This window comes from Nocardia sp. CWNU-33 (assembly GCF_046764895.1).
In the GTDB taxonomy this organism is placed as follows: domain Bacteria; phylum Actinomycetota; class Actinomycetes; order Mycobacteriales; family Mycobacteriaceae; genus Nocardia.
In genome coordinates, this window is sequence record NZ_JBKOQN010000010.1 from 1 (window position 1) to 22,306 (window position 22,306).

Annotated in this window: 17 protein-coding genes; 8 read left to right on the plus strand and 9 right to left on the minus strand. The window is 67.0% G+C overall.

Features of this window, described 5'->3' with window-relative positions; translation table 11 throughout:
• Positions 1–122: 122 nt before the first annotated feature.
• The 3 genes from folP to ftsH form a co-directional block, all read right to left on the minus strand.
• Complete coding sequence (gene folP, locus ACLMAL_RS15595) at positions 123–950, minus strand: dihydropteroate synthase (RefSeq protein WP_411999907.1); 828 nt, start codon at positions 948–950, stop codon at positions 123–125.
• A gap of 62 nt (positions 951–1,012) precedes the next feature.
• Positions 1,013–1,594 carry a GTP cyclohydrolase I FolE gene (gene folE / locus ACLMAL_RS15600; protein ID WP_328412658.1) on the minus strand — a complete coding sequence of 194 codons (582 nt, stop codon included), beginning with the start codon at positions 1,592–1,594 and terminating at the stop codon, positions 1,013–1,015.
• A gap of 276 nt (positions 1,595–1,870) precedes the next feature.
• Positions 1,871–4,276 (minus strand): ATP-dependent zinc metalloprotease FtsH, encoded by a 2,406-nt coding sequence (ftsH, locus tag ACLMAL_RS15605; RefSeq protein WP_411999721.1) that lies wholly within the window; start codon positions 4,274–4,276, stop codon positions 1,871–1,873.
• A gap of 386 nt (positions 4,277–4,662) precedes the next feature.
• Here ftsH and ACLMAL_RS15610 point away from each other — a divergent pair, with 386 nt between their 5' ends.
• Positions 4,663–5,610 carry a hypothetical protein gene (locus tag ACLMAL_RS15610; protein ID WP_411999722.1) on the plus strand — a complete coding sequence of 316 codons (948 nt, stop codon included), beginning with the start codon at positions 4,663–4,665 and terminating at the stop codon, positions 5,608–5,610.
• On the opposite strand, the gene ACLMAL_RS15615 is transcribed toward ACLMAL_RS15610, so the two are convergent.
• Positions 5,590–6,423, minus strand: a complete 834-nt coding sequence (locus ACLMAL_RS15615; protein WP_328408487.1) for a DUF1266 domain-containing protein — start codon at positions 6,421–6,423, stop codon at positions 5,590–5,592. The two genes, ACLMAL_RS15610 and ACLMAL_RS15615, sit on opposite strands and share 21 nt — an antisense overlap.
• A gap of 234 nt (positions 6,424–6,657) precedes the next feature.
• On the opposite strand from ACLMAL_RS15615, the gene ACLMAL_RS15620 reads away from it, so the two are divergent.
• The gene (locus tag ACLMAL_RS15620; RefSeq protein WP_406235648.1) at positions 6,658–6,882 is read left to right on the plus strand and encodes a DUF2277 family protein; all 225 of its coding nucleotides are present in this window, start codon (positions 6,658–6,660) and stop codon (positions 6,880–6,882) included.
• 23 nt (positions 6,883–6,905) lie between these two features.
• On the opposite strand, the gene ACLMAL_RS15625 is transcribed toward ACLMAL_RS15620, so the two are convergent.
• Positions 6,906–8,204: a PucR family transcriptional regulator gene (locus ACLMAL_RS15625; RefSeq protein WP_411999723.1), complete on the minus strand. Its 1,299-nt coding sequence runs from the start codon at positions 8,202–8,204 to the stop codon at positions 6,906–6,908.
• A 162-nt stretch (positions 8,205–8,366) separates the two neighbouring features.
• Between ACLMAL_RS15625 and ACLMAL_RS15630 the strand changes: the two genes are divergently transcribed.
• From ACLMAL_RS15630 to ACLMAL_RS15640, 3 genes are all read left to right on the plus strand, one after another.
• The gene (locus ACLMAL_RS15630; protein WP_411999724.1) at positions 8,367–9,986 is read left to right on the plus strand and encodes an aldehyde dehydrogenase family protein; all 1,620 of its coding nucleotides are present in this window, start codon (positions 8,367–8,369) and stop codon (positions 9,984–9,986) included.
• Between the two features lie 77 nt (positions 9,987–10,063).
• Positions 10,064–10,879, plus strand: coding sequence for an SDR family oxidoreductase (locus tag ACLMAL_RS15635; RefSeq protein WP_411999908.1), 816 nt, complete (start codon positions 10,064–10,066; stop codon positions 10,877–10,879).
• A gap of 447 nt (positions 10,880–11,326) precedes the next feature.
• Positions 11,327–12,217: a LysR family transcriptional regulator gene (locus tag ACLMAL_RS15640; protein ID WP_406235642.1), complete on the plus strand. Its 891-nt coding sequence runs from the start codon at positions 11,327–11,329 to the stop codon at positions 12,215–12,217.
• 69 nt (positions 12,218–12,286) lie between these two features.
• On the opposite strand, the gene ACLMAL_RS15645 is transcribed toward ACLMAL_RS15640, so the two are convergent.
• On the minus strand, positions 12,287–13,756 hold the full coding sequence (locus tag ACLMAL_RS15645; RefSeq protein WP_411999725.1) for an amidase: 1,470 nt from the start codon (positions 13,754–13,756) through the stop codon (positions 12,287–12,289).
• Positions 13,757–14,008: 252 nt separating this feature from the next.
• On the opposite strand from ACLMAL_RS15645, the gene ACLMAL_RS15650 reads away from it, so the two are divergent.
• From ACLMAL_RS15650 to ACLMAL_RS15660, 3 genes are read left to right on the plus strand one after another with little or no spacing between them, the layout of a single operon-like run.
• A complete protein-coding gene (locus ACLMAL_RS15650; RefSeq protein ID WP_411999726.1) occupies positions 14,009–16,435 on the plus strand; it encodes a protein kinase domain-containing protein in 2,427 nt (808 codons plus the stop codon).
• Entirely contained in the window at positions 16,432–18,663 is a 2,232-nt protein-coding gene (locus tag ACLMAL_RS15655; protein WP_411999727.1) for a serine/threonine-protein kinase, read from the plus strand. The genes ACLMAL_RS15650 and ACLMAL_RS15655 overlap by 4 nt, the downstream gene beginning before the upstream one ends.
• A gap of 20 nt (positions 18,664–18,683) precedes the next feature.
• Positions 18,684–19,442 carry a cyclase family protein gene (locus tag ACLMAL_RS15660; protein WP_411999728.1) on the plus strand — a complete coding sequence of 253 codons (759 nt, stop codon included), beginning with the start codon at positions 18,684–18,686 and terminating at the stop codon, positions 19,440–19,442.
• Between the two features lie 13 nt (positions 19,443–19,455).
• On the opposite strand, the gene hpt is transcribed toward ACLMAL_RS15660, so the two are convergent.
• The 3 genes from hpt to ACLMAL_RS15675 form a co-directional block, all read right to left on the minus strand.
• Positions 19,456–20,013 carry a hypoxanthine phosphoribosyltransferase gene (gene hpt, locus ACLMAL_RS15665; RefSeq protein WP_328408469.1) on the minus strand — a complete coding sequence of 186 codons (558 nt, stop codon included), beginning with the start codon at positions 20,011–20,013 and terminating at the stop codon, positions 19,456–19,458.
• Positions 20,014–20,090: 77 nt separating this feature from the next.
• Entirely contained in the window at positions 20,091–21,158 is a 1,068-nt protein-coding gene (gene tilS, locus ACLMAL_RS15670) for a tRNA lysidine(34) synthetase TilS (protein WP_411999729.1), read from the minus strand.
• A 31-nt stretch (positions 21,159–21,189) separates the two neighbouring features.
• Entirely contained in the window at positions 21,190–22,305 is a 1,116-nt protein-coding gene (locus ACLMAL_RS15675; protein ID WP_411999909.1) for a zinc-dependent metalloprotease, read from the minus strand.
• Position 22,306: the final 1 nt, after the last annotated feature.

Consider the following 22,306-nt stretch of genomic DNA (forward strand, 5'->3'; position numbering starts at 1 on the left):
ACCATCGGCCGCTCCTGGTTGCGCATCATCTGGGCTTGCTGGCGCGACAAAACGGGCTACGACTCTGCCCTCAAACAACCCGGCCAGAACGCGATTGCCGCATAGGGGTTGACTCAGGGAACTCATCGGTCGGCTCCTCGCGAATTCTGCCCGGCGGCGCGCTGCCAGGCGTCGGTGACGGCAATGGCATCAAGGGAGGCGCGGACATCGTGCACGCGCACGCCCCAGGCGCCATGCTGGGCGGCCAGCGCCGAAATGGTCGCGGTGGCGGTCTCGCGACCATCCGGTGGGCGGGGGCCCGCGGCATCGGCGAGTAGCGCGCCGAGAAAACGTTTGCGCGACGCTCCGATGAGAATCGGCAATCCGTTGCCGACCAATTCGGGGAGCGCACCGAGCAGTGCCCAATTGTGTTCGGCGTTCTTGGCGAAACCCAGGCCGGGATCCAGGATCAACCTGCCCGGATCGACACCGGCCGCAACGGCCAGCTCCACCTGCGCGGACAGCTCGGCGAGCACCTCGGCGACGACATTGTCGTACTGGTTGGCGGGTCCGGTGTGCCGATAGTCGGCGCCCGCTCGCCAATGCATGAGAATCCACGGCGCATCGGCCGCGGCGACGACTTTCACCATGTCCGGGTCGGAGCGACCACCCGAGACGTCGTTCACCACGCTGACTCCGGCCGCGAGCGCCGCATCGGCCACACTGGCGCGCATGGTGTCGACGCTGGTCGGCACGCCAGCGGCAACCAGGCCGCGAATAACGGGAACCACCCGAGCCGCCTCGGTCTCCGGATCGATCCGGATGGCGCCGGGGCGAGTCGATTCACCTCCCACATCGACGATGTCCGCGCCGGCCTCGAACAACTCGATGCCGTGTGCGATGGCCAGACCGGGGTCGAGGTACTTGCCGCCGTCGGAGAAGGAGTCACTGGTGACATTGACGACACCCATCACCACGCAGGAGCGTCCCCCACGTGGAGTGACATTCCCGGGACCGGACACCGCGAACTCACTCACTTCCGCAGAATGAGATCAAGGGCCTCCGCCCGCGAGGCGGCACTGGATTGCAGCAGGCCGCGCACCGCTGAGGTGGTGGTGCTTGCGCCCGGCTTGCGGATGCCGCGCATCGCCATGCACAGATGCTCGGCCTCCACCACCACGATCGCGCCGCGCGGGTCCAGCTTGCGCATGACAGCATCGGCGATCTGACTGGTCAGGCGTTCCTGCACCTGGGGGCGCTTGGCGTAGAGATCGACCAGCCGCGCCAGCTTCGATAGTCCGGTCACCCGGCCGTGCGGGCCGGGGATGTACCCGACGTGCGCGACACCGTGAAAAGAGACCAGGTGGTGCTCACAGGTCGAGTACATCGGGATGTCGCGCACCAGCACGAGCTCCTGATGGCCCTCGTCGAAGGTGGTGTTCAGCACCGAATCCGGCTCGATGTAGAGACCGGCGAACATCTCTCGGTAGGCGCGGGCAACGCGGGAGGGGGTGTCGAGCAGGCCGGGACGGTCCGGGTTCTCCCCGACCGCGAGCAGCAACTCTCGGATTGCAGCTTCGGCGCGGTCCTGGTCGAACGGCCTACCGGTCTCCAGGGCGACGAGTTCCGGCTTGGCAACAGCCGAGCCTGCACCGTGGTGCTCGCGGTTGTCCGACTGGCCGTTCTCCGACTGGCCACCGCCCGACTCCGCTAGCGCGTGGCCGCCGACATGATTCTTGGCCGACAATCGAGGACACCTCCAAAATCTCGGGTGCCGGCAATTACTCGGCACCCCGATGGTCGAGCCTAATCGTCGCTGGCCGTGGCACGAACGACGGGCCCGAAGGCGGCAGTTCGGGACCACTCGGGTCCCGAGACTGCCGCCACCGTTTCAGTGCCGACCGTTCGGTCCATCCCAATCGCGATTGTCGCCCTCGTCGGCCGGGTTGGCCCGTCCCTGCTCGTCGTAGCCGCCCTGGTCGCCGCGACCGGGGCCCGGCTGGCCACCCGGTGGCTGATGCCACGGCTGCTGATAGCCGTGCCGTGTCTGCGGGTCGCCCTGACCCGGCCGGCCGCCGCCGTAGCCCGGTTGCCCGGGCTGCTGCGGCTGCTGCGGCTCGTCCCGAGGCGGCCAGCCCGGCGCCGACCAACCGGCCGGAGCGCCGTAGTCCGGCCGCGAGCCGTGCGTCGCACCACCCTGGCGCGGGTAGGCCGCCGTCGGAGCCTGCGGCAGCGGATAACCGGTCGCGGGCGGTGTGGGGTAGCCGTACTGCGGCGGGTTCTGGTAGCCCGACTCGAGGTAGCCGTTGGCAGCGGTACCCGCGGGCACCGGCGGCACCGGCGACTCCGGCGGCGGCCACGGCTCGCCGCGCTCGGCGGCCAGCTCGCCCGGCGTCTTCACCGGCGGCTTGTCCGAGGGCAGTCGATCACCGAAGTCGTTGAACGCGGTGATCCGCGGCCGCTTCTCCACCGTGGCGAGCAGTTCCTCGAGATCCTTGCGGTGCAACGTCTCTCGCTCCAGCAGCGCGGTCGCGAGGACATCGAGCACGTCGCGGTACTCGTTGAGAATCGCCCACGCCTCGGTGTGCGCGGCCTCGATCAGGTTGCGCACCTCCTCGTCGATGGCGCCCGCGACCTCATGCGAGTAGTCCGAACCCATGCCCATCGAGCGACCGAGGAACGGGTCACCCTGTTCCTGGCCGTAGCGCACCGCGCCGAGGCGAGCGCTCATGCCGTATTCGGTGACCATCGCGCGCGCGATCTTGGTCGCCTGGTCGATATCCGAGGACGCACCGGTGGTCGGCTCGTGGAATACCAGTTCCTCGGCCGCACGGCCGCCCATCGCCATCACCAGGCGGGCGATCATCTCCGAGCGGGTCATCAGGCCCTTGTCGTCCTCGGGCACCGTCATGGCGTGACCGCCGGTGCGACCGCGGGCCAGGATGGTGACCTTGTAGACCGGCTCGATATCCGGCATCGCCCACGCGGCAAGGGTATGGCCACCCTCGTGGTAGGCGGTGATCTTCTTCTCGTGCTCGCTGATGATCCGGCTCTTGCGGCGCGGACCGCCGACAACGCGGTCCACCGATTCCTCGAGCTGTTCGCCGGTGATCACCGCGCCGTTCTCACGCGCGGTGAGCAGGGCGGCCTCGTTGATCACGTTCGCGAGGTCCGCGCCGGACATGCCGACGGTGCGCTTGGCCAGACCGTCGAGATCGGCCTCGGGCGCGATCGGCTTGCCCTGCGAGTGCACCCGCAGGATGGCGCGACGACCGGCGAGGTCGGGATTGCTGACCGGGATCTGCCGGTCGAACCGGCCTGGACGCAGCAGCGCCGGGTCGAGGATGTCGGGGCGGTTGGTGGCCGCGATCAGGATCACACCGGTGCGGTCGCCGAAGCCGTCCATCTCGACGAGCAACTGGTTGAGGGTCTGCTCGCGCTCGTCGTGACCGCCGCCGAGGCCGGCGCCGCGCTGGCGGCCGACCGCGTCGATCTCGTCGACGAAAATGATGCACGGGCTGTTCTGCTTGGCCTGCTCGAACAGGTCGCGCACCCGGGAGGCGCCGACACCGACGAACATCTCGACGAAGTCCGAACCGGAGATGGTGAAGAACGGCACGCCCGCCTCACCTGCGACGGCACGGGCCAGCAGGGTCTTACCGGTTCCCGGCGGACCGTAGAGCAGCACGCCCTTCGGAATCTTCGCGCCGAGCGCCTGGTAGCGCACCGGGTTCTGCAGGAAGTCCTTGATTTCGTACAGCTCTTCGACAGCCTCGTCGGCGCCTGCCACATCCGCGAATGTGGTTTTGGGCATGTCCTTGGACAGCTGTTTGGCCTTCGATTTACCGAAGCCCATCATGCCGCCGCGACCACCGCCCTGCATCCGGGACATCACGAAAATGAAGAGGCCGAGCAGAATCACCATCGGCAGCACGAACAGCAGGATCTGGGTGAACCAGCTCTCCTGTTTGACCACGGTGTTGAACGGCGCGCCGGATTTCTGCAGAGCTTCGAATATCTGCGCGGACGCCTCGCCACCGCCCGGATACTTGGCGATGATCTTGTTGGAGCCACTGGTTGCGTCGTTGCCGTTGTTCAGCTCGATACGCAGCTGCTGCTCGCGGTCGTCGATCTGGACGTTCTTGACGTTGCTCTTGTCGTTCAGCTGAGTCAACGCCACCGAGGTGTCGACGCTCTTCCAGCCGCGCGTGTCATTGCCGAAATAGCTGAACGCATAGATCACGAGCAAGATGCCCGAGACTATGGCCAGGGTGCGAAACACAGTCTTGCGGTTCATAGAGCGTAGGCCGGGCGGCCAGTCCTTTCCGGTTCTCCGGTGCATGCCTGCGAAGCGTCGGGGTCGGCGGTGCCAGTTCTCACCCTGCTCCCAGCCGGATTCCGGGTGGGTTCGGATGCGGACATGCCACGTTACCGCGTACGGTCTACTCGATACATCGCGCAGTTCGGCAGTTGGTGCAGTTCGACAGGTAAACGGCCGGGGAACGACGGTGGTTCCCGAGGTCTCCGGTCGGGTTACTCCAAGTGGTCACAATCATGGCATGTTCGGCCTATCGTGAGCGACGACACAACACTGCGGCGTGAGCGACGGGCCCGAAGGCGGTAGCGCAGCGTAACCACGCAGGGCACCGCGAGCGCCGCAAATCAGACAAGAGCGCAGGGGGTATGGACATAGTCGAGCTACGGACACCCACAGCGATAGTGCGGCACGGGCGCGGGCGACTGATCGTCCTGCGACCGGGCACCGATGGCGAGCGCGTACTGGATGTGCCGGTCACGGACCTGCTGAAGGTCCGACTGAACCGGCGCGCCGATGACGCCGTCGTAATCGAGATCTACCTTCGTTACCCCACTCCGGTGCTCACAGGCGTGCCGGCGGACCGCACCCCTCTACCGGTATTGATAGCAGAACATGATGTCCCCGCAGCGACCGAGATCGTCGATCGGATCAACGATCAGATCTTGAGCTCGCAGCGCATCGACGTGGCCGCCCCCGATCTGAACCCGCCCGCCCCTGCGTGGGGCAAGGCCGGACCGACACGCGCGGACGTGGACCGGGCCGTGCGCAGGATGGCACCCAAGCGCGAAGCGAAGTCGGCGATAGCCGCACTGCATCGCTATGTCACAGTGGACGAATACGTGCTGGAGACCGCGATCGCGGTGGCGCACCCGCCCGCGGGCAGCGGACCGGGACTGCTTGCGGCGACCACCGGACGGGTGCTGTTCGTCTCCATCGGCACCGGTCCGCGCTACGCATACGAGCTACCCATCCCCGCCGTGCTGTGGGCTCGCACCACCGAGGGCACAGCGCCTGCGCCGGGTGAGATCGGCTCGATCCGCGGCGAGACCGGCATCGACGTGCACGACGGCAATATGACGCTGCATTTCACCGGCACCGACCGGGCCGACACCGAGCGGGTCACCTGCGCGGTGAACTTCGCCGTCCGGCGTGACTCCGCGGACGGCGCGGCAGGCCCGGCCGATCCCGGTGTCTCGCAGCTGTATTCCGAGTGGGAGCTACTGGTCGAGCGGCATTCGCTCGGCATGGTCGACGACACGCAGTTCCAGCGCTACGGGCGCGGGATCCTGCGGTCACTCCCCGACGGGAACTGACTGCAAACCGATCCGCCGCCACGGGCTGGTCGGGCGGGTCCACAGACGCAGTAGTTCCATGCGCCGGTCGACGCCGCCGTTCTTGAGTTCGGCCAGGTCCTCGCAGGCCTGCCAGTAGGTCCAGCCGGTGAGGTAGGCATCGCCGAACTGGCGCCAGTTCTTATATTTGCGCTGCGCCAGCGGCAAGGCGCGCGCCAGGTAGCCCCATGCGACGTCGGAGTCGAGATAGCCTGCGGTGAAAGCCATTCGAGCCACCGCAACAACCCGGGCCAGGTCCCAGGCGTGGATATCACTCGGCAGCGGCCGGGCAAGGTGATCGGTGAAACCGATCTTGATCGCCTGCGACCAGATGTCGTAATCGCGCACGAGCGCCTCGGGATTGTCCATGCCACGAAACGAGCCGACCTGACGCAGAAAGGCGCGGTGCCGATCGGCCCGCTCGCCGAACCGATCCCGCTCGCTCGCGTTGATCGAGGCCATCACCAGCGGATGCACCATGGCGTACAGCGGCGCATGCATGCCGTCGAGCAGCTGTTCCATCGACGCCTGCGCCTCGGTGCCGTCGGTGATGCCCCAGGCGCCGGTCAGCGTGTCGATGGCGAGTTCGCGGCGGTCACCGAGCGGATGTTCGCGTTCGGGGCCGAGCAGCAGCGCGTCGTGGAAGGCGTCCCATCGGGCCGAATAGAAGGCGCCGAGCGCCAACGATCGCAGTTCGTTCTCGGAGACCGCGGCGCCGGACCAATGGTCTTCCTCCCGCTTGTCCAGCTCTTCGTAGGGGAAAGTGGTCAGAGTGGGCACACCGCGGGCAGGCATGCCCCCGATTGTTCCCCATCGATCTTGAAACAACCTGAGTAATCGCCAAGGGAATCGACCGGTGTCAGGCAGGCGGAATTCGATCCGCCGGTGGCGACCCGAGCAACCACCACAGTGCGCGTCTGACAAGCGCCGTTCGCCGTCCCAGCAATTTAAACCTGATTTTTTCCTGTTTTTTCCCTGTCCTGGGATTCTTGCCCTGCCGCAGACGGTACAGAGGGCTAATGTGCATCCATGAGTGGAAACATCACCCTCCTGCGCGGCCTGGAACCTGCCCCTACCGAGCAGGAAATCTATGCTGCCGCACTGCAGTATGTGCGCACGGTCGGTGGCGTTTCCGGCCTGAGCACCACCACCAAGGCCGCCGTCGACAAGGCCGTCGCGGCCATTGCCGCAGCAACGACCCAGCTGCTTGCCGATCTACCCGACGGCAGAGTCGAGCCGCCCCGCGAAGAGTAACGGCCACAGCGTCGACCACCCGATCACGGCAGCGCGTCGACACCATAGGTAGCGACGCAGGTCAGCGCGAGTTCCAACGGCAGACTGCGCGCTTCGATCGGATGACCGAGCAGTTCCTCGATTCGCTGGATCCGGTAGCGAATCGTGTTCTTGTGCACCCCAAGCAGTTTCGCCGCGGCCTCCGGGCTGCGATGGCTCTTCAGGTAAGCGTGTAGCGTCTCGCGCAGCCGGGCGGCATTGGCGTCACGACCGGCAAGCACGCGTAACTCCCTGCCGATGAGCGCGCGCATGGCCGCGTCGTCGCCGCCTACGAGGTGGGCGATCTCCACCTCGCGATAGCTCGTGACCCGATCGGCATCCACCGGCCCGCGCTCGGCGACCTGTCTGGCCGCGACCGCTTCACGATGACTCTGGCGAAAACCCGCGACCTGCGCGGCGGGCACCCCGAAGGCGACCCGCACCGGCGGCTCCACCAGTCCGGCGGTCATGCGCGCCAACCGAGCCGGCGCGGCCAGTTCCGCGGCGTGCTGCTCATCGCCGAGGCCGACCCACGCCCACATCCCGCTGGCACCCGACGGCATGCTGAGCACTCGGCCGCTGCCGAGGGCCACCGCGAGCCGCGCGGCGACCCGGTCCAGCAGACCACTCGTCTCACCGTCACCGCCCGCGGGCTCGTCGGTCCACAGTACGAAGGCAAGGTGCTGCTGGGCGAGCCGGTAGCCCAGGCGCAGCGAGGCCTGCTCGACATCCGGTTCGTCACCAGCCAGCAGGGCGTGCACGGTTTCGGTGCACCGATTGAGGGCGGCGCGCAGCACCCGCTCCCGCTCCTCCATGTAGGTGTCGGTGAGCATCTCCACCGAGGTGCTCACCCATCTGGTCGACCGCTCGAACAGGCGCAGCAGTACCGCGCGCTCGATCTCTGGTGGCGGTGTCCGCTTGTCGATGGCCTCGGTCATGTACTCGAGCACCGCCTCCTGCCCCACGTGATAGGTCCGCAGCAGCAGCCGCAGGTCATAGCCGCGCCGGGCCAGCGTGCGCGCGAATGCGTGCGCCTCCTCGGGCAAGGTGAATTCGAAAGTGTCGCTGGTGAGTCCGCTCAGTACCACCCTGGCGTGTGCGCGGGTGCTCGCCGCGAGGTCGCGGCGGACATCGCGATCGGATAGCTCCGGGATGCGCGCGACGATCGCGCCGTCGAGTCGGTCGACGACCTGTTCGAGCGCCTCGCTGCGCATCGTTTCGTATACGTATTCGACGAGCCAGTCGCGTACTACTTCGCTGCTCGGCCCGACCGCGTCGGGCTCGGCTCGCGCGCTGTACGTCATGATTTCCTCCGATTTGTGCCTCGAGAACAAATTCAGCCGCATTCATTGACAAATCGGTCCAAGAAAGTCCCGCACACTTGTGCCACGATCATAGGTCAGTGAACTGATTCACAGTATTCGTTCGCCAGCGGTGCCCAGCACAACGTCAGTGGGAGAACAGCAGTGACCAACACCGAATCCGCGACCGGCGCGGCCAAGAAGGCCCCGGCACGCAAGACGCCCGCGAAGAAGGTCGAGCCTGCGGTCGAGCCGGCCGTCATCGAGGTGCGCAATCCCGGTACCGGCGAGGTCGTCGGCACCGTACCCGACCAGAACAAGGACGCGGTCGCAGCCAAGGTGCGCGAACTTCGGCTCTACCAGCCGGAATGGGAGGCCATCGGCCCCGACGGCCGCAAACAATGGCTGCTGAAGTTGCAGGACTGGCTGCTCGACAACACCGAACACCTCGCCGATGTGTTGCAGTCGGAGACGAGCAAGCCGCGCGTGGACGCCCTCATCGATCCTGCGTTCTCAGTAGATCTGACCGGCTATTACGCGCGCCGCGCCGCGAAGTTCCTCGCCGACGAACACCCCTCGCCGCACAGCCCGCTGGGCCGGGTCAAGAAGCTCACCACGGTGTACAAGCCCTACCCGGTCGTCGGCGTCATAACGCCGTGGAACTTCCCGCTGGCCATGCCGGTGATCGACGTGATTCCGGCGCTGGCGGCCGGTGCCGCCGTGCTCCTCAAGCCGTCCGAGGTGACCCCACTTTCCGCACTCGAGCTGGCCCGCGGCTGGGCCGAGATCGGTGCGCCGCCGGTGTTCGCCGTGGTCACCGGGGCCGGTGCGACCGGCGCCGCGGTGGTCGATAACGCCGACTACATCCAGTTCACCGGCTCGACCGCCACCGGCCGCAAGATCGCCGCGGCCTGCGTCGAGCGGCTGATTCCCTACAGCCTGGAACTGGGCGGCAAGGATCCGGCCATCGTGCTTGCCGACGCCGACCTGGATCGGGCCGCGCACGGCATCGCCTTCGGCGGCATGTTCAATGCCGGCCAGGTGTGCATCTCGGTGGAGCGGGTGTATGTGGAAGCGCCGGTCTACGACACCTTCGTCGCCAAGCTGACCGCCGCGGTGCAGGGCCTGCGCCAGGGCCTCGACGGCCGCGAGCCCCAGCATGATGTCGGCGCGCTCGCCAACGAGAACCAGGTGCGGATCGTGCAGGGCCACGTCGACGAGGCCGTCGCAGCCGGCGCCAAGGTGCTGACCGGCGGCAAGCGCACCGGCGTCGGAACCTTCTTCGAGCCGACCGTGCTCGTCGATGTCGACCACACCATGTCGTGCATCAACGAGGAGACCTTCGGTCCGACGCTGCCGGTGATGAAGGTCGCCGACGAGACCGAGGCGGTTCGGCTCGCCAACGACTCGGTCTACGGCTTGTCCGCCTCGGTATGGACCGGCGACAAGGATCGCGGCGAACGCGTTGCACGCCGGCTGAATGCGGGTGCGGTCAATATCAACGATGTTTTCTCCAACCTGTTCAACTTCGCCCTGCCGATGGGCGGCTGGGGGCAGTCCGGTGTCGGGGCACGCTGGGGCGGGGCGAACGGCGTCCGCAAGTACTGCCGCCAGCAGGCGATCACCAAGCCGATCCTGCCGACCCCGCAGAAGGAGTTGCTCTGGTTCCCGTACCAGATGCCCAAGCTGCTGTTCGCGGTCGGCGCGATGCGCGCCGCGGGCGCCCGCGGCCTGCGCCGCATCGACATTCCGGCCCTACTGAAGCTCAAGGGAGACACCAAGTGACCGCGGCGCGCGCGACGGGTCCGGAGGCGGCAGCGCCGCGTAACCACGGCCGCCGATCCAACACAAATGCGGCAAAGATCCGGGGGAAGGTCGTCGTCATCACCGGTGGTGCGCGCGGCATCGGGCTGGCCACCGCGACCGCGCTGCAGACACTCGGCGCGAAGATCGCGATCGGCGATATCGACGAGACCACCGTCAAGGACTCCGGGGCCGCACGCGACTTCGAGTTCTACGGCAAGCTCGACGTTACCGACTCCACCTCGTTCGAGAGCTTCCTCGATGCGGTGGAACGCACCGTCGGCCCCATCGACGTGCTGATCAACAATGCGGGCATCATGCCCACCGGCAAGTTGGTCGACGAGCCGGATCAGATCACCCGGCGCATCCTCGATATCAATGTCTATGGCGTAATTCTGGGCTCCAAGCTCGGCCTTGCGCGGATGCTGCCGCGCAAGCGCGGGCACGTCATCAATATCGCGTCGCTGGCGGGCGAGACCCACATCCCGGGTCTGGCCACCTACAACGCGAGCAAGCACGCGGTGCTCGGGTTCACCGACACACTGCGCGAGGAGTATCGGGGGTCGGGCGTCGAGTTCTCCTCGGTGTTGCCGACGCTGACCAATACCGAGCTCGGTTCCGGGGTGAGCGGCCCGAAGTTGCTGCGTTCGGCGGAGCCCGAGGAGATCGCCGATGCCATCGTCGGGTTGATCGCTGCACCGAAGTCGAAGGTCAGGGTGACGGCGATGGCCGGGTTCATCTCGCAGTTGGTGAACCTGCTTCCGGAATCCGTTGCCGATGGCCTGGCACGAGCGCTCGGTTCCGGCGATGCGTTCCTCGGCGCCGTGGATGCCGACAAGCGCAAGGCTTACGAGGACCGAGCGCGCAGCGTCTGACCCTGGGCACGCATCGAGGCGCTGCGGTCGTGGATGCACGACCGCAGCGCCTTTCGGCTGTCCAGGGTGGCGTCACGCCACGGCCGGACGTGGGCAGTCCGATCCACACGGCAAACTCATTTGTGACGAATATCACATAAGAATCCGATAGCGGCCCCTAGGGGCCCCGACGTCGATTCCCCGGCGTTGGCGGGCAATCTCCCGGCGGTCCCTATTGAGCCACGCAGGGACACTTCGACTCCCATAGCCGCTGGTCAACCGTCCATAACCGCCTGCGGCAGCCATACCCACGGCGGATGCGAGAAGTTCGCGGGCTCGATGGTGCAAATGACCACGACAGGCAATATGCTGTGTTTAACAAACCCACCGACTGTTTCTGCACCACTATCCGAACTTTCTGGCCTAATTTGGCTGGAAATTCAGGACCGATTCTGATAGCAAGGGGCTATGGACCCGCATTTGCGCGACCTGCGGTATTTCGTCGCTGTCGCTGAGGAACTGCATTTCACCAACGCCGCGCAGCGGCTGCACATCGCTCAACCCACCCTGTCGCGTCAGATTCGTCAGCTGGAACGCCAGCTCGACGTGGTCCTGTTCGACCGCAACCAGCGCAGTGTCGCGCTGACCGTCGCGGGCAAGGAACTGCTCGAAGGTGCCCGCAAGATCCTGGAACTCTGGGAGGTCACCAACGTCTCGCTCCAGGAAGCGGGCGAGGTGCTGCGCGTCGGCATCCAATCCGCGCTCGGCCGCGGTCTGATCAACGATCTGGAAAGCGCGAGCGGTCATCGACTCGCCCTGCACGCGGCGTCCTGGACCGACCCGTCCAGCGGCCTCGCCGGACGGCAGGCCGACCTTTCGCTGGTCTGGCTGCCGCTGCCCGATCCGAACCGCTACCGCTGGCAAGTGCTGCGCACCGAGCCGCGCTGGGTGCTACTGCCGGAGAACCATCCGCTCGCCGATCAGGAGAGCATCGAGTTCGCCGATCTGCTCGACGAGCCGTTCATTGCATTGCCCACCGAGGCCGGTGCGGTGCGCGACTTCTGGCTCGGCAACGACGCCCGCAATGGACGTCAGCCGAAGATCGGCGCGGAAGCCGCGACTGCCGAGGACAAGCTGGAGGCCGTGAGTCTCGGCCTCGGCGTCTGCCTACTCGCCGAGAACAATGTCCCGATGTACCGGTGGCCCGGTCTGACCGCGCGCCCGGTGACCGGGCTCGCGCCATGCGAACTGGCCGTGGCATGGCGGGCCGACGACAATCGCCCCACCATTCTCGAGTTCGCAGGCCGCGCCGCCGACGGCGGATTCTCCGCGCAGGCACCACAGGCGTCGGTCGCCTGACGGATCACGGGGCGCGCCACGGTCACGCCCGTCCGGCGCGCCACCGTCACGACGTCGGGCGCGCCAGTGTCACGGCGCGGTGCGCTCCCAGGGGTGCAGCGCTTCCAGTTGTGCAGACAGCCGCAGCAGGGTCGATTCACTGCCGGGCGGTCCCGCAAGCTGCGCGGCTACCGGCGTGCCCGAGCGGGGATGCATCCCCATCGGCACCGACGCGGCAGGCCAGCCGACCATGTTCCACAGTGGGGTGAATGGTGAGAATCGGGAGCTGGCGACAACATTGGCCAGCCAGCCCCTGGTGTGCCAGGCTCGGGCTTTCGGTGGCGCCGCGGCGAGCGTCGGCGTGATCACGACGTCGTAGCGCTCGAAGAATTCCAGGAGTCGTGCCTCTACCCGGTCGACCTGACCGGGGCGGACCAAACCAAGTCGCTGCACCAGCCTGCCGAGCGCGAGGTGGCGGCGGGTGCGCGGTTGCAGCCGGTCCGGATGGGCCAGCGTCGCGGCGTCCCGTGTCCCGACGGCGAGCCAGCGCAACAGGACCGAACTGATCGTTTCGCCATAGGGCAGCGTCGCCGGTTCCACCTGGTGTCCCGCCGCGGCGGCGGCCGATCCTGCGGCGCGGGCTGCCGCGGTCCAGTGCCGATCGACCCGGAAGAAGCGGGACGGTGGCGCGACGGCTAGCCCGATGCGTAGTCGGCCGGGTGGCTCGACCTCGGCTAGGTCCGGCCTGGCCGCCAGCACCGATAGCGCGAGCGCCGCATCTCCGACGGTTGTTGCGAGCACACCGTTTTCGACCATGCCCCCCCACGAGTCGACGCCGACCTCCGCGGGCACGGTGTGACGGCCCGGCTTGATCCCGAACACCCCGCAGCACGCCGCGGGGATACGCAGCGAACCGAGTCCGTCGTTGCCGTGCGCCACCGGAACCAGCCCGGCCGCGACCGCCGCCGCCGATCCGCCGGACGAGCCGCCGGCGCTGCGTGCGGTGTTCCACGGGTTGCGGGTGGTGCGGCCCTCGCCGTCGGTCATCGCCCACAAACCCAGCTCGGGAACCGCGGTTAATCCGACGATCACCGCACCCGCGGCGCGCAGTCTGCGCACCACGGGATGGTCGGCGGCCGCCGGATGCGTATCGGTGGCGGCCGAACCGCACAGGTTCGTCTCACCCTCGACCTCGAGGTTGTGTTTGATCGCGATCGGCACGCCGGCAAGTGGGAGCACATCCAGATCGGAGCGCTGTTCCAGCGCGAGCGCCTCGGCCTTCGCCTTGGCCGAGCGAACGACGGTGAACGCGTTCAGCTTCCGGGTGTCGGCAGCGATGCGCTCCAGCACCGCATCGAGCACCTCGGTCGGGCTGGTCGAACCGTCCCGCACGCCGGCGGCGATCGCCACGGCGGGTCCGCGCGGCGCGCCGGGATCAATCGGAGAATTCGGACCTGCTGCCTGGTTCACGCCCGCGGGGATCCGCTGGGCGGCTACTGTCTGCGGAGCTGCTTGCGCTACGGCCGTACCGTCCGCCACCGCTGTGGCCTCATTGTGCATGTGCTGGTTCTCCCCCGTCGCATCGTTGTCGAAATCGGGTGATCCGCTGTTGAGGCGCAAGTTATCATTTCGGATACTGCTCGGGGGACGATGTCGTCGGGTGTGGCGGAATTTATCCGCCACACGTACAGACCGACCAGTGCGGATTCTTCGGTATCCGCGGAACCAGTAGGTCCGAGAATGAGTACGAATTCCGAGAGAAGTTCCGAATCCACTTCGGGTTCCACGACCGGAGTGAGTCACGGTAGTGCCGTGGAAGCCTTCGCCACAGCGTGGAAATCGGCTGCCACGCAATCGCCACAGCGACCGCCTGAGATCGCCGATTATCTACCCGACGCGCACACACTGCGGCAGGAGGCGCTGATCGAATTGATCCGCGTCGACCTGCGTCACCGGTGGGTGCGGCGGGCCGGGTCCGCCGCACCGCGCAAACGCTTGGCCGATTACTGTGCGGAATTTCCCGAACTCGAACCCGACGACATCCCGGCCGGCTTGGTGTACGAGGAGTTCGTCATCCGCAGGCACAGCGGCGAGCGCGTGGATCCGCGGGAATGCCTGCGTGAATTCCCGGCGCAGGCGGCCGAGCTGGGGGCATTGCTCAATGCCGACGAGATAGATCAGAGCACGCGGCGGGCGGTGGTGGAAGACCCGACCGTGACCGCGCTTGCCGCGACCAGAACCGCGCAGGTGAACCAAACCACCCAGTCTCCTCGTAATACGGAGGTGACCCGCGCAACTTCCGACCTGACCGGGACGGCGGCCGCGACCCCGACCACGGTCGGGACCGGCCCCGGGCACTACGACGCGCTCGACCGGATCGAAGTCGGTCAGCGGATCGATGATTTCGATCTGCTGACCGGTCTGGGCACCGGTGCGTTCGCACGGGTCTTCCTGGCTCGGCAGCGCTCATTGCAGCGGCTGGTCGCGGTGAAGATCTCCGCCGACCACGGCACCGAGCCGCAGACGCTTGCCCAGCTCGACCACGACTACATCGTGCGCGTCTTCGATCAACGCCTGCTCGGCTCCGAGGACATGCGCGACAGCGGCGGGCGGCGGCTGCGTTTGCTCTACATGCAGTTCTTGCCGGGCGGCACGCTGCTCAGCGTGCTGCGCTGGATCCGCGCCACACCGCCCGCCGAACGCACCGGACGGCTGCTACTGGATGCGGTCGACGCGGCCATGGAGGAGAAGGGCGAGATCCGCCCGACCGATTCCAGTGTGCGCGCGGAAATCGCCGCGCTCAGTTGGCCGGAAACCGTGGCGTGGCTGGGACGCAGACTGGCGGAGGCACTCGAGTACGCCTCCTCACACGGCGTCCTGCACCGCGATGTGAAGCCTGCCAATGTGCTGCTCACCGCGGAGGCTGTACCGAAACTGGCCGACTTCAACATCAGCTTCAGCCGCAACGTGGCCGATACCAGCCCGGTGGCCTACTTCGGTGGATCGCTGGCTTACATGTCACCCGAGCAGCTGGAAGCCTGCCACCCCGGCAGTGAACGCACGGCAGCCGACCTGGACACCCGCTCCGATATCTATTCGCTGGGCGTGGTGCTGTGGGAATTGCTGACCGGCGCAAAACCGTTCGATGACACCACCGCGGGCGCAAATGAATACGGCGACGACACCACACTCGAGGCGATGCTGGAGCGGCGCACGTCGGGTGTGGATACCGCCGCACTGGCCCGGCTGCCCGCCAACTGCCCCGCAGCACTGCGGCGGGTGCTGCTGACCTGTCTGGAACCCGACCGCTCCCGGCGCTGGTCGGGTGGCGCGGTGCTGGCCAAGCAGTTCGACCTGTGCATGGACGCACGCGCGCGGGACCTGGTCGACCCACCGAGCGGCAGCTGGCGGCTGAAGCTGCGCTCATGGCGATTGCTGATCGTCGCGCTGGCCATCGGGATACCGAATGTGCTCGCCTCGATCTACAACATCCTGCACAACCAACACTTGATCGTCAGCAGAATGAGTGAGGACGCCCAGGAAACCTTCCTGGTCATCACCGGCGTGGTGAATGTCGTGCTGTTCCCACTCGGCGCGACGTTGATACTTTATCTGTCACGCTTGGTGCTGACGGTGCCATACGGGCTGCGCAGAGGCCGACGATACGACGCGGACACACTCCGACGAGCTAGAGCCGACTCATTGCTGTTCGCCGATCGAGCTGTGGTCATCGTGTTCTCGCTGTGGGTGTTCGCGGGCATCACCTTCCCGATCGCATTGAAATTGTCCACCGGCGCGATCGCGATGAGCGCGGTCGTGCATTTCCTCACCTCGATCGTGGTGTGCGGCGCGATCGCCGTGGCCTATCCATTCTTCCTGGTGGCCTTCTACATGGTCCGCTGCATATATCCGGTGTTCCTGCGGCACGGCGAAATCAGCACCGACGACGCGGTGTGGCTGCGCGGCCTCGACCGCCGCGCCAATGGCTATCTCGCAGTCGCCGCGTCGGTGCCGCTGCTCGCGGTGGCGGGCGTGACGTTCCTGCCGCCTACCGATATTCCGGCGGTGATCTTCGCGGTCCGCGTGCTGTGTGCGGGCGGCATTGTCGCGTTCATCGGCTCCTACCTGCTTTTCCGCGCCTTGGAGGACGACTTGAGGGCGCTGGAGCGGGTGGTCGCGCCGAGTGATGCGATCGGACGGGAGCCCGCCGCTCCCGCCGGGGCGGAGACCAAGGCGTGATCGAACCCGGCCTCGATCACGTCGCCAGGTTCGACGCCGATTGGCAACGCTGCCTGCGCGATGGCAGGCCCGACCCACCGTTGCTCACGGATTATGTGCCCGATGGCGCACAGGTGCGGCTGGCGGTGCTCACCGACCTGGTGCGCATCGATCTACGACAGCGTTGGATCCGGCCCGGCCGCGGCAAGCGAATCAAGGAGTACTGCAAGGAATTTCCCGAGATCGAGCACAGTCCGATATTGGCCGATCTGGTTTACGAGGAGTTCCTGATTCGGCGCAGGCACGCCCCCGTCGAGGCGGCGGCTTTCCTCGCCGAATATCCGGATCTGGCGACCGAGGTGCGCGAGCGTCTCGCCGCGGTTGGCGCCGACGCCGACGGTGAGGATGCCGAAAACCACAGTGCCCCTGCCGAACTCGACAGCGCACAGGCCGCCGCGCTCGTCGCCGATCTGGCGCCGGGACAGCGCGTGGACGACTTCGATCTGCGCACCGATCTCGGGACAGGCGCACTCGGCCGCGTCTTCCTCGCCACGCAGCGTTCCATGCAGCGCCTTGTCGCCGTGCGTTTTTCCGCGGGTGCCAGCGCCGCGCCGCGCACCATGGCGCAGCTGGACCATCCGCACATCGTCCGGGTCTTCGATCAGCGCATGCCCGTCGACTCGGCGGCACTGCGACTGGTGTATATGCAGTATCTGCCCGGCGGCACTGCGTTCGACCTGCTCGCCGAGCGGCGGCGCGGCCCGGAGTCAGCGGGCGGCGCGCTGCTGTTGCGGACGGTGGACGCGGCCATGGAGGCGAAAGGCGAGATCCGGCAGACGGATTCGAGTGTGCGCGCCGAGATCGCCGAGCTCAGCTGGCCGGAGACGGTCGCATGGATCGGTCGGCGACTGGCGGACGCACTCGATTACGCCGACCGCAACGAGGTGGCACACCGCGCGATCAAACCGTCGAATGTGCTGTTCACGGCCGAGGGCATCCCGAAGCTTGCCGATTTCGCATTACCCGACACGACCAGGCCCATCGCGCAAGACGATTCGCCTGCCTACCGCTCGCCCGAGGAGCTGGCAGCGGCCCTCGATCCGGCCGCGCCCGAACCGGATACGCGCAGCGACATCTTTTCCCTCGGGGTGCTGCTGTGGGAAATGCTCACCGGCAGTCTCCCGTTCGACGACGACGGCGACACCGCGGCAACCCAGCCGCACCACGCGCTCGACCATCGCAAACGCGGCGTGCGAAGCGCTGCGCTGGAGCGCATTCCGGCGGATTGCCCGGCAGCATTGCGGCGGATTTTGCTTACCTGCCTGGAGCCGGAACCCGAACAGCGCTGGCCGAACGGCGCGACGCTGGCGCAGCAGTTGGATCTGTGCCTGGATGCACGCGCGCGCGACCTCGTCGACCCGCCCGAACGCAGCTGGCGACGGCGCCTGCGGCCGTGGCGGATCCTGCTGGTTTCGCTCGCGATCGCGGTACCGAATGCCCTCGCCTCGGTGTACAACGTCGAGCACAACGCCAAGACGATGCACTATCGCCAAACCGAGTTGGCCCAGCACCAGTTCGAGATCTTCACCGCTGTGGTGAATGTGGTGTCCTTCTCCGTCGGCACCGCAGTGCTCGTTTACCTGTGCAGATACCTGATTTCGGTGCCGCACGGACTGCGCACCGGGGTCCGCTACAGCCCGGAGGTGCTGCACCGTACCCGCACGGATGCGGTGCTGCTCGGCGACCGCGCGGTCCTGGTCATCATCTCGATGTGGCTGCTGTCGGGGATCTCGTTCCCGGTCGCCCTGCACCAGACCGCCGACGGCGTCGCAGCGGCCGACTACGCCCATTTCGTGGCTTTACATGTGGTGAGCGGCGCCATCGCACTGACCTATCCGTTCTTTCTGGTGAACTTCTACGGGATCCGGTGCATTTACCCGATGTTCCTGAGCCACGGCGAGATCCATGAGCGGAACGCGGCGCGGTTGCACGGGCTGCGACGCCGAGCCGGGTTCTATCTGAGCCTCGCGGCGTCGATTCCCCTGCTCGCCGTCGCGGGCGCGACCCTGCTCGCACCGTCGGATCTCGACAAGATCATCGTCAATGTGCGGGTGCTGTGCATCGGCAGCATCATCGCCTTTATCGCGGTGTATATCCTGTTCCGAGCACTGGAGAACGATCTGCGCGCGCTGGAACGAGTGACCGCGCCACATCTGCACAAGAACGCGGACGCCGCGTCCGCGCCGTGAGCGATGGAGAATCAGCAGCGATGAATGCTCCGTTCGGGCGTCTGGTCAGTCTGTCGCATGTGCACGATCCGGCGACGACACCGCTGTTTCCCGGCGACCCGGAATTTCGCACGGATATCGCGGCGACAGTGGCAAACGACGGCTACTACCTGCGCTATATCCAGCAGGGCGAGCACACCGGAACCCATTGGGGCGCACCGATTCATTTCCACGCCGACGGCCTGGCCGCCGACGAGCTCGATCTCGAAGACCTGCTGCTGCCTGCGGTCAAGATCGATGTGCGGGATCAGTGCGAACGCGACCGCGGCTACGCGATCACCGTTGCCGACATCAAGGAATGGGAAAGCAGGCATGGTCGCATCGCCGACGGGTCCGCGGTGATCGCCTGGACCGGCTGGGATGCGAAATGGGGCACTCCGGAGTTCCTCGGCACCGCCGAAACCGGGGACCAGCAGCCGGGTTTCGCGGTCGAGACCATGGAATGGCTATTGCGCACCGGCCGTCTCGGCCACCGCGGCGCGCTCGGTATCGACACCTTCGGACCGGATCTCGGCAGCGACGACACCTATGCGGTGTCGAAATTGCTGTATCGGGAGCACCGAATCAGCTTGGAATGCCTCGCCAATCTCGCCGCGCTGCCCGTCACCGGCGCCTGGGTGCTCGTCGGCGGTGCGCTGTATCGAGGCGGGTCGGGTTCGCCTGCAACGATATTCGCGCTCATCACCGATAGGTCGGTGGAAACGTCGATACCGGGCGCATTCCGGCGGGCGCCGGAATGAGCAGCGGTGTTCTTTACTCGCCCCCGTAGACCTTCGGGTCGAGGGTTCCGATGTAGGGCAGGTCGCGGTAGCGCTCGGCGTAGTCGAGGCCGTAACCGACGACGAATTCGTTCGGGATGTCGAACCCGACGTGTGCGACGTCCACGTGGGTGCGCAGCGCATCGGGCTTACGCAGCAGGGTGACAACCTCGAGCGAGGCCGGGTTGCGGGTGGACAGATTGCGCTTGAGCCAGGACAGCGTGAGACCGGAGTCGATGATGTCCTCGACGATCAGCACATTGCGGCCCGCGATGTCTTTGTCCAGATCCTTCATGATGCGCACCACGCCGGATGACGAGGTGGACGACCCATAGGAGGACACCGCCATGAATTCCATCTGGGTCGGAATCGACAGCGCCTTGGCCAGGTCGGTCATGAAAAAGATCGCGCCCTTGAGCACGCCGACCAGCAGCAGATCGCCTTCGGGGGCATCGGCGGGATAGCGCTTGGCGATCAGCTCGGCCAGTTCCTGCGTCTTGGCGGCGATCTGTTCCTCGGTGATCAGCACCGACGCGATGTCATCCCCGTACACGTCAGTTGTGTCCTTCCGTGGTGTTGATCCCGAGCGACCGATCCATTATGTGTCATCGGCCTGTGCTTTATGTGTCATCAGCGCAGACACATAGTCAGCCTGCCATGTTCGCGCGCCGCGACCAACCTGCTGCCCGGCCCGCCGCCGCCGACAGCGACGCCGCCCTGACCGCGCCAGGCGATGATCAATTCGTCGACGGCGTGTAAATGCTTGCCGGTCAGGGCTTTCGCACCACCCGCGAGCAGCCAGGCCCGGATCGCCCGGCGGCGCAGCGCGGCAGGGGCAGTGGCGAGGGTCTCGATCGACAGGCTCACCCCATTACTGTCGGAGCCCTCAGAGTGCTCGCTGTTCGAGTCGACGCTCGCGGCCCGCAGCAGTTCGCCCGCCAGCGCATCCAGTACCGCACCGTCGGCGCGCAACTGTTCGGCGGTGCGTGCGAGCGCGGCCGCCACCCCGCCGCCGAGTACGTCCTCCAGCAGCGGCAACACCTCGGTACGCAGCCGCACCCTGGTGAACTCCGGCGCCGAGTTGTGTGGATCCTCGTGGGGCGTCAACCCGAGATCCGCGCACAGCTGTCTGGTCGCTGACCGTCGAACTCCGAGCAGCGGCCTGCCCCATGGATCGGCGAAAGCCGCCATCCCCTGGATCGAACGTCCGCCCGACCCGCGCGCCAGGCCGAGCAAGACCGTCTCGGCCTGGTCATCGAGGGTGTGTCCGAGCAAGACCGGCACCCCGGCCCGTGCCGCGTCCAGTGCTGCGTAGCGAGCCTGCCGCGCCGCCGCCTCCAGCCCACCCGCGCTGCCGACCTGCACCGCCAGCACTCGAGCCGACCGGCAACCGAGTTTCAGCGCGGCCGCCGCGGCGACGGCCGCGACCTCCCCCGAGCCCGGCTGCAACCGGTGGTCGACAACCAGTGCGTCGACGTGCCCCGCCTCCACCACCGCTGCCGCAGCGAGCGCGAGTGAGTCGGCCCCGCCCGACAATGCGACCGCAACTCCCGACGAAACCTCCGGCGCGTACTCCGCCAGCCAGCCCCGCACTGCCCTGCGTACTTCGAGCACCGCCTCGGTCTCGGGGAGACGAGGCACCGTTTTCCCGGCCCCCACCTGCGGGTTCCGTGACGTCGTTCGTCCCGCACCGCTCATATCAGGAGCCTACCGAGGGTAGTGAAATGGCCTAACCCAGTACCCGGGTGATCCACCGCTGCGGGTCGTCGATTTCGTCCAACCGCGGCAGGGTGTCCGCATCCGTCCACACCGTGTTGAACTCCGCCATGCCGACCCGGTCGACGACATGGTCGACGAAGGCCTTGCCGCGCACGTACTGGGCCACCTTCGCGTCGACGCCGAGCAGGGCCCGCAGCAGGCGCTGCAGCGGATTGGTCGGACGCTTGCGGCGCTTGTCGAAAGCGGCGCGGATCTGTTCGACCGACGGGACGACGGCCGGTCCGACCGCATCCATCACATGGTCGGCGTGGCCCTCGAGCAGCGTGCCCAGCATCAGCAGCCGATCCAGCGCCGCGCGCTGCGGCGGCGCCTGGGTGGCGCGCAGCAGGCCGACGACGCCACGCGCGCTCGGATCGTCGGTGGTGGCGCCACTGCGGCGGTCCCGTACCTCGGCGAGCAGCCGGTACAGCATCTCCGCCAGCGGCTCGTCGCCGACCGCGCCGAGAGTGTCGACATTGGCACGCATGTATTCCGCGAGCCACGGAGCGGAGGAGAACTGCACCCGGTGGGTCACCTCGTGCAGGCAGACCCAGAAGCGGAAGTCGGACGGCGAAACACCGAGTGCGCGTTCCACCGCCATGATGTTGGGAGCGACGAGCAGCAGCGTGCCGTCGGGACCGGTGAACGGGTCGTACTGGCCGAGTATCGCGGTGGACAGGAAGGCCAGCATTGCCCCGGCCTGCACGCCCGCGGGCTTGCCCACGAGCACACCACGCTGGGTGTTGGAATCGAGTCCGGTGCCGGTGAGCTGGCCCATGGAATCGGCGGCTGCCGCGATCCAGCCGGGCCGGTCGACGATCCTCGCCGCGGGGACCTGCTGGTCGTCGAGCAAGCCGCTCACCTCGCGGACCGGCCCTTCGGCCCGTATCGACGCGTCGGCCAGTTCGGCGACGACCCGTTCGGCGGAATAGCGCGAAGTCCGCGGCCCAGCGGGGACAAGAGCCGCACCGGTGCGCGCGGCCAGCTGCCAATCGACGGCGCCGGACAATCCGGAACGACGCCGCTCGGAGGCGCCGTTATCTGGCCCCGAGCGGGCATCGGCTGTTTTGTCAGCGCCTTCGAACATC

What these genes read in the sequence shown, in the direction of transcription:
- folP (WP_411999907.1), bottom strand. Translation starts at nt 950, where the DNA reads ATGGGTGTCGTCAATGTCACCAGTGACTCCTTCTCCGACGGCGGCAAG.
- ftsH (WP_411999721.1), bottom strand. Translation starts at nt 4,276, where the DNA reads ATGAACCGCAAGACTGTGTTTCGCACCCTGGCCATAGTCTCGGGCATC.
- ACLMAL_RS15610 (WP_411999722.1), top strand. Translation starts at nt 4,663, where the DNA reads ATGGACATAGTCGAGCTACGGACACCCACAGCGATAGTGCGGCACGGG.
- ACLMAL_RS15615 (WP_328408487.1), bottom strand. Translation starts at nt 6,423, where the DNA reads ATGCCTGCCCGCGGTGTGCCCACTCTGACCACTTTCCCCTACGAAGAG.
- ACLMAL_RS15620 (WP_406235648.1), top strand. Translation starts at nt 6,658, where the DNA reads ATGAGTGGAAACATCACCCTCCTGCGCGGCCTGGAACCTGCCCCTACC.
- ACLMAL_RS15625 (WP_411999723.1), bottom strand. Translation starts at nt 8,204, where the DNA reads ATGACGTACAGCGCGCGAGCCGAGCCCGACGCGGTCGGGCCGAGCAGC.
- ACLMAL_RS15640 (WP_406235642.1), top strand. Translation starts at nt 11,327, where the DNA reads ATGGACCCGCATTTGCGCGACCTGCGGTATTTCGTCGCTGTCGCTGAG.
- ACLMAL_RS15645 (WP_411999725.1), bottom strand. Translation starts at nt 13,756, where the DNA reads ATGCACAATGAGGCCACAGCGGTGGCGGACGGTACGGCCGTAGCGCAA.
- ACLMAL_RS15660 (WP_411999728.1), top strand. Translation starts at nt 18,684, where the DNA reads ATGAATGCTCCGTTCGGGCGTCTGGTCAGTCTGTCGCATGTGCACGAT.
- tilS (WP_411999729.1), bottom strand. Translation starts at nt 21,158, where the DNA reads ATGAGCGGTGCGGGACGAACGACGTCACGGAACCCGCAGGTGGGGGCC.
- ACLMAL_RS15675 (WP_411999909.1), bottom strand. Translation starts at nt 22,305, where the DNA reads ATGTTCGAAGGCGCTGACAAAACAGCCGATGCCCGCTCGGGGCCAGAT.